The 13362-nt window shown below is 60.7% G+C and carries 10 protein-coding genes and 1 pseudogene; 8 read left to right on the forward strand and 3 right to left on the reverse strand.

Going from position 1 to position 13362, the window contains the following annotated elements; translation table 11 throughout:
- Positions 1-291: 291 nt before the first annotated feature.
- The 6 genes and pseudogenes from IBX18_RS00005 (at position 292) to IBX18_RS00030 (ending at position 3605) form a co-directional block, all read left to right on the forward strand.
- On the forward strand, positions 292-801 hold the full coding sequence (locus IBX18_RS00005) for an IS3 family transposase (RefSeq protein ID WP_306796159.1): 510 nt from the start codon (positions 292-294) through the stop codon (positions 799-801).
- A 245-nt stretch (positions 802-1046) separates the two neighbouring features.
- On the forward strand, positions 1047-1739 hold the full coding sequence (locus tag IBX18_RS00010; RefSeq protein WP_194831788.1) for a toll/interleukin-1 receptor domain-containing protein: 693 nt from the start codon (positions 1047-1049) through the stop codon (positions 1737-1739).
- Complete coding sequence (locus tag IBX18_RS00015; protein WP_194831789.1) at positions 1729-2139, forward strand: hypothetical protein; 411 nt, start codon at positions 1729-1731, stop codon at positions 2137-2139. Before IBX18_RS00010 ends, IBX18_RS00015 begins: the two co-directional genes overlap by 11 nt.
- A gap of 224 nt (positions 2140-2363) precedes the next feature.
- A pseudogene (locus IBX18_RS43335) lies at positions 2364-2546 on the forward strand (histone-like nucleoid-structuring protein Lsr2); the annotation flags it as partial.
- A 151-nt stretch (positions 2547-2697) separates the two neighbouring features.
- Entirely contained in the window at positions 2698-3324 is a 627-nt protein-coding gene (locus IBX18_RS00025; protein WP_194831790.1) for an NYN domain-containing protein, read from the forward strand.
- Between the two features lie 77 nt (positions 3325-3401).
- The gene (locus tag IBX18_RS00030; protein WP_194831791.1) at positions 3402-3605 is read left to right on the forward strand and encodes a hypothetical protein; all 204 of its coding nucleotides are present in this window, start codon (positions 3402-3404) and stop codon (positions 3603-3605) included.
- A 495-nt stretch (positions 3606-4100) separates the two neighbouring features.
- Here the strand turns inward: IBX18_RS00030 and IBX18_RS00035 are convergent, their stop codons facing one another.
- Both IBX18_RS00035 and IBX18_RS00040 read right to left on the reverse strand, forming a co-directional pair.
- Complete coding sequence (locus tag IBX18_RS00035) at positions 4101-4502, reverse strand: hypothetical protein (RefSeq protein ID WP_194831792.1); 402 nt, start codon at positions 4500-4502, stop codon at positions 4101-4103.
- A 153-nt stretch (positions 4503-4655) separates the two neighbouring features.
- A complete protein-coding gene (locus IBX18_RS00040; protein WP_194831793.1) occupies positions 4656-9962 on the reverse strand; it encodes a PA14 domain-containing protein in 5307 nt (1768 codons plus the stop codon).
- A 912-nt stretch (positions 9963-10874) separates the two neighbouring features.
- Between IBX18_RS00040 and IBX18_RS43340 the strand changes: the two genes are divergently transcribed.
- Both IBX18_RS43340 and IBX18_RS00050 read left to right on the forward strand, forming a co-directional pair.
- Positions 10875-11393: a GNAT family N-acetyltransferase gene (locus IBX18_RS43340; RefSeq protein ID WP_194831794.1), complete on the forward strand. Its 519-nt coding sequence runs from the start codon at positions 10875-10877 to the stop codon at positions 11391-11393.
- A 264-nt stretch (positions 11394-11657) separates the two neighbouring features.
- On the forward strand, positions 11658-12038 hold the full coding sequence (locus IBX18_RS00050; protein ID WP_194831795.1) for a hypothetical protein: 381 nt from the start codon (positions 11658-11660) through the stop codon (positions 12036-12038).
- A gap of 135 nt (positions 12039-12173) precedes the next feature.
- On the opposite strand, the gene IBX18_RS00055 is transcribed toward IBX18_RS00050, so the two are convergent.
- Entirely contained in the window at positions 12174-13349 is a 1176-nt protein-coding gene (locus IBX18_RS00055) for a hypothetical protein (protein WP_194831796.1), read from the reverse strand.
- Between the last annotated feature and the right edge of the window lie 13 nt (positions 13350-13362).

Genomic DNA, 13362 nt, shown 5'->3' on the forward strand with positions numbered 1-13362 from the left:
ACCTTCATCGATGATCAAGGCGACAGCTCGCTCACGAAATTGCGGTGAGTACATCATCGGCACGGGCGGAGATCCTTCCACGGGTAGGAATCTCACAACCCAGCGGACAGAAGATCAGGACAGCCCAGCCTTCTGCACCGTCGATCGGCTGATGCGCGAAATCGGCCTCAACGGAGCGATCAGAGGCCGGCGACTGCGCACCACCATCGCCGCTAAGGACGGGGCGCGCGCCGGGGACAAAACCGAACCGCGACTTCACCGCGGTCGCACCGAATCTGGTGTGGGTAGCCGATTTCACCTAATGTCTCGACCTGGACCGGGTGGGCCTATGTCGCGTTCGTGTTCGACGCCTACTCCCGCGCGATCGTGGGCTGGACCGTCGCGGGCACGAAAACGACCGCGTTGGTGTCCAAAGCGCTCACCATGGCGATCTGGCGGCGCGATCACTACGGGCATCCAGTCGAGCCCGGCCTGATCCACCACAGCGACGCCGGGTCGCAATATACATCGCTGAAGTTCACTGAATCACTTGCAGCACAAGGACTCTCAGCATCAATAGGTTCGGTTGGCGATACCTATGACAATGCCTTCGCCGAATCGACGACCGGGCTGTTCAAAACCGAGGTCGTCAACCAGCACGGGCCGTTCAAAACCCTCGCCGAGGTCGAATTCGCCCTCATGGAATGGGTCGACTGGTACAACAACGCCCGCCTGCACTCCACGCTGGACTACCTGACACCCGTCGAGTACGAAGCCGCGTCCTACTCTCAACACTCACCACGCCGACCGGCGCTGGTCTGAACCCGAAGCCGATCCCTTACCCGTGACGGTTCACTTTAAGGGCACGTTCCGGGCAGGTCAGATCGTCTTGTAGGGAGGCTTGCTAGAGAATGTAAGGGGGCGCGGTGGATGATGACGTGGGACGAAACAGCCTCTGTGCCAGAGGGGTTGGTGAAAGCGGACGAAGAGGGCTGCAGGTGCCGGAGATTGAGGGAGAATAGACGAGACTGAGTTGTTCTAGATCAGCCGGTAACTGGAAGGGCCTTATGAGAGTATTCGTCAGCTATGCGCGGCACGACGCCGCCTATGCCCAACAACTTTCAAAAGCTCTGCGGGAGCGCGGTATTGAAGTGACAGGGGACATGGCGCTGATGGCAGGCACAAGCTGGGCCTCCGCACTCCACCGGATGATGGACGACGCCGACGGGTTTGCACTGATTACCTCTAAGTCATCATCGGCGAGTTCAGCGATTGATCAGGAAATCGCTTTTGCCGCGACGCGAGCAGGTCGAGATCGAAACATTCGGCTCATCCCTATAGTTCTCGACCGACACGCGGAGCTCCCTCCGCTCTTGTCCCGTTACCAATTTATCGGCCCAGACGATGCCAGAGATCCCGCCCGAACAGCTGCCTTGATCCAGGAAAGCCTCGACACATCGGTACCTTCCCCGAACCTTAATCTTGAGCGCGAGATTTTTGAAGCCGAGCGATCGTATCTGCAGAGACGATTAAAGGAACAAGATCAAGCCATTGCCAAGTGGTCGTCCTTTTTGATACGAACGACGGCTGCCATAGGGCTACTCATGGGTGTCGTGGGGACAACGCTAGCGGTGGTTCTGGCCTGGAATACGGAGTCGAACATCGCAAACCTCGTTGTCATCGCAGTTGCTTCCGCCGTTTCAACGTCAATCGCAGTCCTGGTGAACATCTCCAGTAGGCGGCCTCGAAGTGACAAGTGAACAGCCAGATGAGTTTGCCGGTGTAGCGATCGAGCTGGCGCGGAAGCAAGAACAAGTTCGTCAACTGCGCGAGACATTCAACCAGCGGAAAAAGCAGGATGGCCGATGGTTCGTCCTGAAGCTGGCGATGGGATGGATCTCGGTAGTGCTTTTACCGGGAATCGCGATTACGTCCGGCTACATCATCTTTAACTTCAGCGACTTCGAGCCGGCGACGGTAACGGCGGCAACCGCAACGCTGTTCGTCGATACGCTGGGGCTGGTCATGAGCGTATGGCGGCTCGTCTTGGGCAAAGGGCATTATCCGCTCCAGCCCATAGACGATTCGGCGCCCACGACGCCCGATGCAGCGACGGTCCCCGTTAAACGTGCCGCATCCCGTCGGAACGCAACACGATGACCTGGTTCAAGGCATTCGACCCTTTCCGAACGGCCACGCATGCCGCGCTGACTCCGCAATATCCTTCATCCTTCCCGATCGGTGAGCGCGCACTCGGCAGGTCGTGCCGCAGAACCGCTCACTCATCTGTCTCGACCCACACGTTTCGAACCGGCCAGGTGGTCGCGTGGAAAACCCCCGGGCCGAACAACTTTCGACCGCCGGCGGCCCGCGTTCGTACCGAGAGCAGACGGGCCAAAAGTCGCAGCTGGGCTCGACTCAGCGCCGTCACTCGCTGGGGCAAGCAGATCAACACCCGGCTGGCGATCGACCGGGATCGTTCCGCCGCCATCCGTGAGTGGGCGCGCAAGAAAGGCCACGAGGTGTCGAGTCGGGGACGGATTGCTGCCGAAGTTGTCGACGGGTAAGAGAAGGCCAACTCATAGGCGGAACCAGCTTCACACCAGCTTGCCCCTTGACCCAGCAACCACTGCGCGACTAACCTGGAAGCCACTCCTCCCCGCCGTCCGGCCCTCTGGGGCCGCACTGGCGGGGTTTATTTTGCCCTCAAGAGGTCCTATGACGGATCGCGTCGTAGTCTTCGTCGACTACCAGAACACCTATAGAGCTGCGAGATCAGTCTTTCACGATCATCTGACTGACCCGCACTGGTGTGGGCAAGTTGACCCGCTGGCGCTAGGGAAACACCTGGCAGCCGACAGCCCCTATGATCGCGTGCTGCACGAAGTACGCATCTACCGCGGACTCCCCTCATCCAAGGATCCGAAGGGCCATGGTGCGGCACGCAAGCAGATCGCGACCTGGGGCGCACTTCCGTCGGTAACTGTCATCACGAGGCCACTGAGGTATCCGCACAACTGGCCGGACTGCCTTCCGGGCGAGAAACCCAGCGAAAAGGGCATCGACGTGCAGCTGGCGATCGACCTCGCGTTGATGGCGCATCGTCATGAGTACGAGGTTGGCATCCTGATGTCACTCGACACCGACCTTAAGCCAGCTCTCGAAGTCGTCAGAGACTTCACCAGAGCTTGGGGTAAGCCTCGCGCAGAGGTCGCGGCGTGGCGTAACGACAAAATGTATTGCAGTAAACTCACGCTCCAGGGTACGCCCTCGATCTATTGTCACTGGGTTGATGAGGTCATGTATCAGCCGATGCGGGACAACATGAACTATTCCACCAGATAGAGCTGCACTTGGGTTGATGTGGCCGAGGTTGGAAGGGCGGCACACTCGGCCGAGCAGCGCTCGGCTTTCTCAACGTGATGCTGGAGACCGAGGACGGCCGCAAGATCCGTACCGTGGAGGTCGACCCGAAGCAGGGGCCGTTGCTGCAGACAGCGTTCGAGCTGTATGCCACCGGCGACTACAGCACAATCGACATCGAACAGATCACGGAAGGCCGGGCTCTGCCTCACCCGCCGATCACCCCAAAGGCGCCCACCGACAAGAAGCACGCAGGGCCCTGAGTTCACGCCACTTTGACCGGCTGGATGCCAGACACCTAACGCCACTCGAACCCCGACCTGCAACCATCGACGCAGGTCAGCCGTGCAATCAACCAATCTGGATCAACCGATCAAAAAAGCCGCAGGTCTCTGACCTGCGGCTTTTAAACGAGTGGACCATATGTCACGTTACTCGAACTCAGGAGCGTCCGGCTCCGAGGCCAATCAAGTCCAGAACACTCACCCTGACCAGCCGATATATCAGTAGGTACGGAGTCCCCGAGAGAGGGACGCTGAGCACCTCTCCCCCAAAGCTCAAGTCATGTAGAGGAGTCAGTGGGTGTCACGAACAACTAGCACGGCCCCAAGCTCGAACTCATCTAGGCGTGCCGGATCGAATACCTCGATGGCCAGTCCTGCATTCAGCTTTCGTGCGCGATGTTCGCCAGCTGCGCCACCCCGTGACGCTGAACCCAGCCCTGACCCGGTAGACCAATTACGTGACCGCTGACAACGTTATTGATCTGGTTCCACCCCTGGGGGGTAGCACCAGTGGGCATCCTCAGCCGAACCGAAGTTGCCGTTCTCATCCACGGTAATCGCAGTAAGCTCACCATTCGACTTAACCAGCCACGCGAGCACCTCCTCAACCGGAGATTTCTCCTTCCCCCAATAAAGATCACGGACGCGCCACCCCGCACCGGGCAGCGCCGCGATTACACGGTTCGCCCGTTCGAGATGCGAGAAGTCGGGGTAATCCGTGACCAAGCGCCGGACTCCACGTTCAGCATCGACAACCAGCGCGGTTCCCGTCGATGTATCCCATGCATCCACCTCTACCGACCGGCCTACGAGCGTATCGGTCCCAGTGAAGATGGCGATCCAGCCCGTTGGCGTGAAGCTCTGAATATTCGACACGCTGACATTATCCCCTACTGCTTATAGAGAAATTGGCGGCATCCGACTTCTGTGACGCCCGACTGCTATGTGTCTCATTCTGTCGCCGAATTCCCATCGCTACCCTTCCCTTCTTGAACTGAATAATAGTTATATTCATTTGAAATAGTCCCACTAGACCGGAAAAGCGGTTATGACTTTTCCGGTGACCTCGTCCACAACTACGCGAACACCGGTCAAGTCACCGCCTCCGTTCGCGGGGCCCGCCTTTCCGACCTTTTGGCCGAAATCCCATTCATAAACCAATCCTTCTCGAGGCTCCCCGGTTTTAGGGTCCGGAGTATTCTTTTTAGGGGTCGCCCGTTGAAGAGTATCGTAGATTTTCTTTATTACCTTATCTTCTTTGCCCGTAAAGATACTCGACTCCTCATCGACCTCATCCCCGAGGGGACGGTGGCGGGCCTTAATGTGAGCCCAAGCTTTGTCGGTTAATGGCGACTCTGCCGTTTTTTCTCCTCCAGCGGCAGCATCGCCAGCTTCCGCCGCGGCCCAGATGCCTACGATGACGGCACCAGCTCCGAGAGCCGCGAGACCCGCCCACCCGAGCGGACCGGCGCCCACCAGGGGCGGTATGGCCGGCGCCACGGCGCACGTGGGGCATCTGCCGCTGAGGTCCAGGCTATTGATCGGGTCGCCATTGACATAGTCGTAAGCGTTTGCTGACCCGCCGGATACGGGATCGGCTTGCAGGAACCGGCCGAGGATGGGTAGGTAGGTGCGGGCTCCCATCTCGAGGGCTTGTTGGCTGGCGACGTGTTCGATGGGGACGGTGTGCTGGCCGAGGTATCCGAAGTCCATGCCGCCTTCGGCGGTGGCGGGGATCGGGATGTCACCGATGACGCCGGTGACGGGGTCGATGTTTTGGCCGTAGGGGTCGTAGAGATGGAGTGCGCCGGTGCGGGTAGCGGTGTGGTCGGTGGTGAGCAGGATGTCGCCGTGGATGTTGGGGTAGGACCAGTTGGCGGATTTGGTGTCGGTATAGCTCTTGGTGAGCAGAGCGCCGCCGGGCAGTTTCAGCACTCGTTGGCGCAGGGTTCCGGAATCGTCGAGGACGAAATCGGGGCCCCCGGAGGCGGCGGTGAAACCGTAGCGGGTGACCTGTGCGGGTTTGGCGTTGTCGCGGACGGTTCGCTTGGTGATGCGGTCGGTGACGTCGCGGGTGTAGACGACGGAGCGTCCGGCCGCGGTGGTGGTGGAGATGTGTCGGAGGGTGGAGTCGTATCCGAGGGTGTCGGTACCGATTTTGGTGGCGTTGCCGTATGTGTCGTAGGTGAACGACAGGGTGGTGGCACCGTTGGTGGATAGCAGCCGGTCGGCGTCGTCGTAGCAGTAGTTGGTGGTGGTTGCAGGGGCACCGTTGAAGCTGTCGGTGAAAGCGGTGCGGTTGGTATTCAACCCCGCTTTCTTGTTCGGCCCGCACCCGTTGTCACCAGCGAAGCTGTACGTGAGCTTATGGTGCGGCACGGCAGCCGCGACCAGGCGGCCGACACCGTCATAGGTGTAGGAGCTGTTGTAAGTGGCGCCGGATCCAGCGGTGTCGGTGATGGTTTCGTCGGTGATGCGTTGGTCACGGGATCGGGTGACCGCACTGGCGACGGTGGACCCGGCTACTTTCCATGAGAGGCCGGTCGTTGAGCCGGCATCGTTTTGGGTGATCGCGAGGTTGGATCCGTTGCCGTAGGCGACCTTGTCCAGGATTCCCGCTGTGTAGCCCGGGGTTGCAACCCGTGCCCCGTCAAGGTCTAAGCCGGTCAGCCGCGACGCGTCATCCCAGTAATATTTCAGGGCTGAAGTAGTCGCCTTGGCGGTCGTGGTTTCACTGACCGTGCGTCCGGCAATGTCGTACTCCCTGGCGGTTGTGACCCCACTTGCGTCGATATAGGAAACGGTCTGGCCGAGCAGGTCGATCGTGGTGGTGGTCGATCCGCTGTTGTCGCTGGCCTTCAGTTTCAGCGGGTTGCCGTCGATGGCGTAGTCGTAGGTGATGGTGCGGGCCGGTTTGTCACCCATCGCCGGGAACGACTTCTCGACAATGCGGTCGCGGGCGTCGTAGCTCATGCATGACCAGGGCTCAGTGTTGGTGCGGGCGGCGACAAGGCGGCCTGCGCCGTCGTACACCGACTCGACCGCGTTGGCTGATCCGTCCGAGTTCTTGGGTCCCCGAACGGTTTTGACCATGCCGCCCTGGTTGGCAGCTGGGGAGTTCGATTTACAGGGGTTCGAGCGGGTTTCGCGGTCCCCGTAGTAAGTGACAGTGCCGCGCTTGTCGGGATTGGTGAGGTCACCGCCAGGCAGGGTTGCGGCCAGTTGGCGCAGGTAGCCTTGGCCGGGCTTTTCGATCAGCGTCCGGCCGGTCAGGTTGATGCCGCCCGGGTCTCCGGTTTTGGACACTGCCAGCCCGAACACGGGGTCGATCCCATTGTTGGGGTCTGAGTAGCTTGTCTCGAGTTTCTTCGCGGGTGCGCGTTCGGTGTCGCCGCCGGAGGTGTTCTCAGCGATCTGGTCGGTTTGGAGACCGTAGCGGGGTGCCAGGTTCTGCCCTGGCACTGTGACAGCGGAGCCGGCGCCCGGGGGTTTCCAGGTGAAATCGAGTGCCCCGGTGGTGCCACTGCGGTTGTAGTAGTCGACCCGGACTCGATGCCAGCTACCGGCTGTGGTGTTGGTGTAGGTGCCCGGGACAGCGGTGGCGGCCTTGTCGGTCCAGCTGTCCACAGTCAGTACGTCATCGATCCACAACCGCACACCATCGACGACGGTGAACCCGAGTGCATAAGCGCCGGTCGCAGGGAACTTGATTTCGCCGGTGAATCGGCCCGACCAGCCGCCCTTGTTCGCCACCGGCGGGGTGGATCCCCAGCTACGTTTCAGGCTGCCGTCGGCGGAGCCGACACCGGTCGCCCAGTCTTTCGGGACTCCGGAAGTGAACGGGTTGTCGTAGTAGGCGGCCTCCAACCCGGCCAGATTCTTGTCGTACCGAGTATTGGTGTGGGGCATCGTGTTCGCGCACTGCGGGGTCGGCAACTGCCCGGTGAAGCAGGCCGCTGGAGCCGGACCATAACTGTCGGTCGGCCGGTCCGTGTGGTCGTAGATCACCGTCGAGCGGCGACCGGTCGAGTCAATCGTGGCTGTTCGCTGGTCTTTAGCGTTCCATTCGCTGCGGACGGTGTCGCCAACGGCGTTAGTCGAGGCAAGAAGGCGACCAGCATCATCCCAGGTGACAGTATTTTCCGGTGGCGAGTTGAACCCGCCGATCCCGTCGACGTTGACGATCGCTTGCCTGCCGCCGATGTCGTAGCCGTAATAGTGGGTGGGCCGTTTGCCCATGTAACCGCCATCGGAGGACGGTCCGGTGACAGCGACAGCCCGCAGGCGTTCGGGCACCCCCGGCTCTTCGACGAACTGTTTGTACTGGATCGCCGTGTGTACCAGTGCCTGGGAGGGGAACTGTTGGATCGAAGCCCAGTCGTGGCCCAGGTTCCCGCGAACAAAGCTCAGCGGTCCGATAGTGGCGAGGAGTTCCTGGCGTTTGACTTCGCTGCTGGTCTTGCGATATTCCTTCTGGACATCGGCGAGGTTGGTGTAGCTGAAGTCCTGCATAGCCGCGCCCGGGTTCTCGATCCGAGCGACTACGTTCAGCAGATACCACAGCCGGGTTTCGGTGCCGTCCCAATAAGTGATGCGGCACAACTGTTGCGCGGGAGCGGAATTGGCCCCCGCAGGAAGCGACGCCCCGCCGTAGCAACTGTTACTGCCATCAGTGTTGTAGTGCAGGGTGTGCGAGCGCCCCGACACCGGGTCGACAATCTCGGACAGCCGTGACGGAGAACCTCGGTAGCGGTACTGCAATGACGCGGGCTTCTTGCTATCGAGCACGGTCGACACCTCAGCGAGACTGCCGTCGGGATTGAACAGCGACACCACCCCGTTCTCGGTCACCGAGAGTCGGCCACGGGCGTCGAAAGCCACGACGCCGTCGCGTCCAGGTGGCGGAACGTATCCACCCGAGGTGCGAGCCCAGCTATGTTTGCCGCCCGCACCGTCGGTGAGTACCACCGCCCCGTCGAGCATCGCGGCGTGGCTGTAGCTACTGGCCGGCATCGACAATGTCCAGCCCGCCGGCAACGGTGGCGGGTCAGCGGGGTACAGCCACTGAGCCGGCGCGATCCGCGGAATCAGGTTATGCATACGCATACCACCAGCGGTGCCCTGAGTGCTCTTGACCCACAACACCATTGCCGGTGAATCAGCGGAATGGTGATACAGCTCAACCTTGATCGGCACCCGCTGACCATCACTCAGAGACACCTCGTCGTCACGCTTCGGACCAGCCTCGGTGAACTTGTCATGGAAGATGCCCCCGGCTTCAGGATTGTCGTAGACCAGCCGATCGCCAACCCAGATCTTCGCTCCAGGGGTGTGCGCGCCAGCGAAACGGTAGTCGCCAGCGACCGGGGCCCGGAAATACCCCTCCCACCGGACCATGAACCCCTCGGTACTCAGCCCTGGCGGCACGGGATCCCGGCTGGTTTCGTCGTGCCACTTGTTGCTCCAGTGCAGATCCACCTGAGATTCGGCCCGCACCAGCACAGCGGCGGCGTCGTCGGGGGAACCATCGCGGTTGGCATCGTTGAAATACGAGGCCCGCACACCCCGGGACTCACCTTGGCGCGAGTTGTAGGCGAAATTGACCCCCGCAGGCCCACCCAGCGCCGAGAAGATCGGGCCTGAGGCATCGAGACGGACATTGCCGTTGAACAGGTTCACCGTCACCGGCCCCAGCGAATCTGTCGGGGTCGGTTTCGGGTCACCTGTGCGCTGATCGATCGTGAAATGACCGACCCAGCTCGCCGGTGTCGGCGTCTGCGCACCCTTGGCGACGGTCTCGACGGTCCAGGTGTATCGGCCGCCGTTCGCCACCACATTGCGGGGAACCGTCCACTGCGGTTCCGGCAGGCACCCCGACTGCGCCACGCTGCCGGTGCGGCCGTCGAAACCGGTCGACACCTTGAAGCAATACTTCGCGCCTTCCGCGGCGCCGGTTACGGCAACCTTCAACAGGGGTGTCTCGGAAGCCAGAATTGCGTTATCGGCCGGGGCGACCAGCACCGTCTTCAGCTCCTCTTGCGCCCGTTGCCGCGAACTCACACCAGGACCATCGACCGCCCCAACGCGCGCCAACGGCACGAAATCGGCGTCAGGCAGAGGGGGCTCCGGTTCGCGCTCGAGCGCCGAGGACGGGTTGTCCCCTGCCGCCAGCAACGGCACAGCCCGTGTCGTCAACGGAGCCGCCGCACTTGGCGGCGACACCACTATCTGCACCAATGTCGCGACCAGCAGAATTGACAGCGCCACCGCGCTCCAGCGATACCAATTAGCAAGGAGCCAACGCACCGAGGCGTCGCTCTGACGGCGATATTTCATCACACTCCACAATCCCCGAGCCCATAGACGGGCGTAAATCTGACAGAACAGCAGCACCGGAATCAATCCATTCCAGACGTAATTCGTGACGCCGGAACTACACGCGCCGCGACTCTTATTACAAGTCGCGACTTCAGTGCCCTACCTCAGGTTCCCGTTCAGAGCTGATCCTCCAATTCGATACCAGGACAGTGCGTTTGGGGTCTACGTGTCGATCGGCCTGCGTTTCGCCCGAAACCAGCATGTAGTCCATGGGGATTCGACACACCAGGCAGTCATCCCACGCAGCAACAGAAGGACCCCAGGGCTCAAATAGCCTTAACAGGAGGACATCTCACAGAATCGAGCGTCTTGCCGGTCGCGTACGCCAAGGATATACAGTCGTACAGCATTGCTGCGCAACTTGTTTGGAGACTCTTACTTTAAGACGTCATTCATCGATGCACGCTCCACCACACGGGATTGACTGATACCGAACGACTTTAGGATGAAGACCCCCTGCCACCCGGACAACGGTACAGTTGGATCAAATGGGGAGACAACGACCATGCCGACTGGGGAGCTAAACGCAGCGCAGGGACCGAGCACGCCTCGCGCATCCACCAAAGTAGCTGCACGGCAACAACAGTCGAAGTTCGGCGACATACCGACCGTGAGGGGAGAGGTCCCGCGAATCAAGATGAAGGCACAACTATAGCGCCTCCAAGATCATCACCTAAGGTCCGGCATTTGTCAATCCGCCCCGCTGACTCGTCGAAATGCCGAGTAGTCGCTTCGTTGCCTCATGTGGTTTTACCCGCGTGCGGCGTGGTGCCGCGCGGCGAGTGGAGGAGGTTGCGCCGCAGTACGCGGGCACCATGACGCATTCGCCGACCGGCACCTCTGACCAGTCATAACCGCCCGGGTCGTGGTATGAGCGGACAGCTCGCTGCGAACGCCGCCGATGCGTCGCTGTTCCAGCAGTCCAGCGGTCGGATCCGCCGCAACCTCGACGACTTCGTAGTCGCGGTCAAGGCTGGGCAGCATGTCGGTTGTGCTGCGCTGCAACATCACACGCGAACGAATGCGGAAATTCTCGCGGTGGCGGTCGTTCCGGACACACAGGGCCGAGGTGCCGGCGGGATGCTCGTGCGGGCGTGTATGACCGAGGCCGCAAGGGCCGGCGCCACGTTCGTGTGGCTTGCGACCGAGAAGCCGGACTACTTCGCCCGCTATGGCTTTCGTCGCATGTCGAAGTGGCGGCTACCGCTTCGTATCGTTCTGCACAAGTTGTGGCTCGTGTTCGAGCAGCCAGCGCCTCGCTGGTTGCCAGCGCTATTCGGACGGCACACGTTCACTTGCCGTAGGTCGAGCGTGCGAACAAGCTTCGCGCGAAGCGGTTGTCGACGCACCATAATCAGCGTAAGACGTTCTGCGCCGCGCCCCACCTAGGCTGACTTCAGTTAGCACTGGTGAGCGATAAGTACCGGCGACCCGCGTGTGCTCGTTGCCTCGCTCACATCATCGAGCATGCTCAGCGCGACAGGAAGCCGTGCGTTGGCGCGTCGCGACCGAGCGTGACACTCCCATCCGGAGTCGTCGCTGGTCCGAATACGTGGGGATACGGTGAACCGGATCGGCTGGTCCACCTCTACGGATGGGATTGCTATGCGCTTTGACCGAGCACGAACTGTCGTCCTTGTCTCCGCTTGCATCTTGACTGCTGGAGCAGGGGTCATAATAGCCCCATCCGCCTCCGCAGCGCCAAAGTGCGGAGCAAAGATCGAGGACTACTACGGCAACTGGAGCGGGTCGATGCGGTACGGCATAAAAGATTACGAGGTGACATTCAATCCGCCCGACGAAGGATCTGATCCAAAACATGGAGAAGTCATCATGAAGCACCCGGGGAAAACGCCATATAAAGGTGACTATTCTATAAACAAAGATGGCTCAATAGGCATGGCAGTGTATCGAGGTGAGCACGATGCAATGGCGTTCAATGGGAAACCGTATTGCGAAGAGGGCGTCAGCATCCCCTACCGTATAGTGGGCTCGGGCGCGTCATCGAGCGTCGACCTCAGTCCTGTCGCATGACTCTCGAGCGGCACGCAACGATGGATTAAGTAACATACGTCCAGACACGCGCTTGGGGCTGGCGGTGATGCGCCGGCTCCAAGTCTGACTGCCGCATTACCCGAACTGGATCACGTGAGTCGTTCGGGATGGAATTCAGTGGCTGCGTGGCCCTATTTCGGGTGTGCGTAGGTCTCGCCCTTGGCCGGTACCGCCGCGCTCGACACCGGGCGCGTAGCCCGGTTTCGTTTCCACTGCCGCCGTTGGAGGTTGGGCTTGACCTAACTTCAGGAGATCCCTGACTTCGGGTGAAATGCCTTGCAGTTGAGCCTGTTCCATTGCTCTTGCCCGCTCCCGGGCTGTTGCCTTATCGGCCGCGTCACGCTCGACTCGGGCTTTCTCTGCCGCACGTTCTACTCGGACGGTGTCGGCCACCTCCCGGGTAGATTCTCCCCCAATCTCGACGGTTTGTTGCTCCCGGGGCTTATCAGGCACTGGGAACGGGAAATCCCGCGCCGCGAGACGGGCGGCGTCACGTTCCACTAGTTCGACCAGGGCCGCTGCTTCGGGTGATCCACGTATTTGAGTGGTCTTCGCGGGCGCTTCGCGTGCCGGGGCTCGGTCAGCCGTAGGCGCTTCAACTCGTCGGAGATGTTCAGGCGCGGGAAAATCCAGCGCTACTCGTCTAGCGGCTGCCTCGCCAGCGGCTCTGGCACGGTCCTGTTCCTCCCGCGCCTTAACGATTTGACGAATGTTCGCGAGCCGCTCGCGGGCGCGCTCTTTACGGTCGCGCACTTTGGCAATGTCAGCGACTTTCTCCCGACGTTTTTGAAGGTCGACGCCCTTTTGTTCACGTGCCTTCTGCGCTACGCCCGGTAACTCGAGCTGCGTACCCTGTTCCCGCTGGAGCCCCTTAGCCCAAATCTCACGGGCAGTCTCTCGTGAGATGACATGGTGTGTGAATTTATCCGGGAAGTCGCGAACCAGGCCAGCGATCAGCTGCTGTACTTCTTGAGACTTTAGCTCACCAGCGACAGTCCTTAGCGTGTGATGCTGGATGACACCCTTCTCGATAAGTTCGCGTACAGCCTCTAACTGCTTAGCGTCCTTAGGGGTATCCATCCTGCCGGACTTCTCTTCGATGCTGTGGATCTTCCCCTGAAGGTCCTTGACTTTGTCGAAGCGGATCTTTACGCCTGCGGCACGGTATTTCTCCGACTGCTGCACATAGCCGTTCTCGCGATCACGGAAATGTTTGTACGTGCCGTTTTCAAAGATCCGGCCACGCGTATTCGGATCGATCCCATACCGGTCTCGATCGTATCCATCCATCGCTAACCACACC

Origin of the sequence: Nocardia sp. XZ_19_369 (assembly GCF_015355715.1) — a bacterium.
GTDB lineage: Bacteria > Actinomycetota > Actinomycetes > Mycobacteriales > Mycobacteriaceae > Nocardia.

Excerpts from the sequence above, each read along its gene's own strand:
- IBX18_RS00010 (WP_194831788.1), top strand. The coding sequence starts at position 1,047 with ATGAGAGTATTCGTCAGCTATGCGCGGCACGACGCCGCCTATGCCCAA.
- IBX18_RS00025 (WP_194831790.1), top strand. The coding sequence starts at position 2,698 with ATGACGGATCGCGTCGTAGTCTTCGTCGACTACCAGAACACCTATAGA.
- IBX18_RS00030 (WP_194831791.1), top strand. The coding sequence starts at position 3,402 with ATGCTGGAGACCGAGGACGGCCGCAAGATCCGTACCGTGGAGGTCGAC.
- IBX18_RS00040 (WP_194831793.1), bottom strand. The coding sequence starts at position 9,962 with ATGAAATATCGCCGTCAGAGCGACGCCTCGGTGCGTTGGCTCCTTGCT.
- IBX18_RS43340 (WP_194831794.1), top strand. The coding sequence starts at position 10,875 with ATGAGCGGACAGCTCGCTGCGAACGCCGCCGATGCGTCGCTGTTCCAG.
- IBX18_RS00055 (WP_194831796.1), bottom strand. The coding sequence starts at position 13,349 with ATGGATGGATACGATCGAGACCGGTATGGGATCGATCCGAATACGCGT.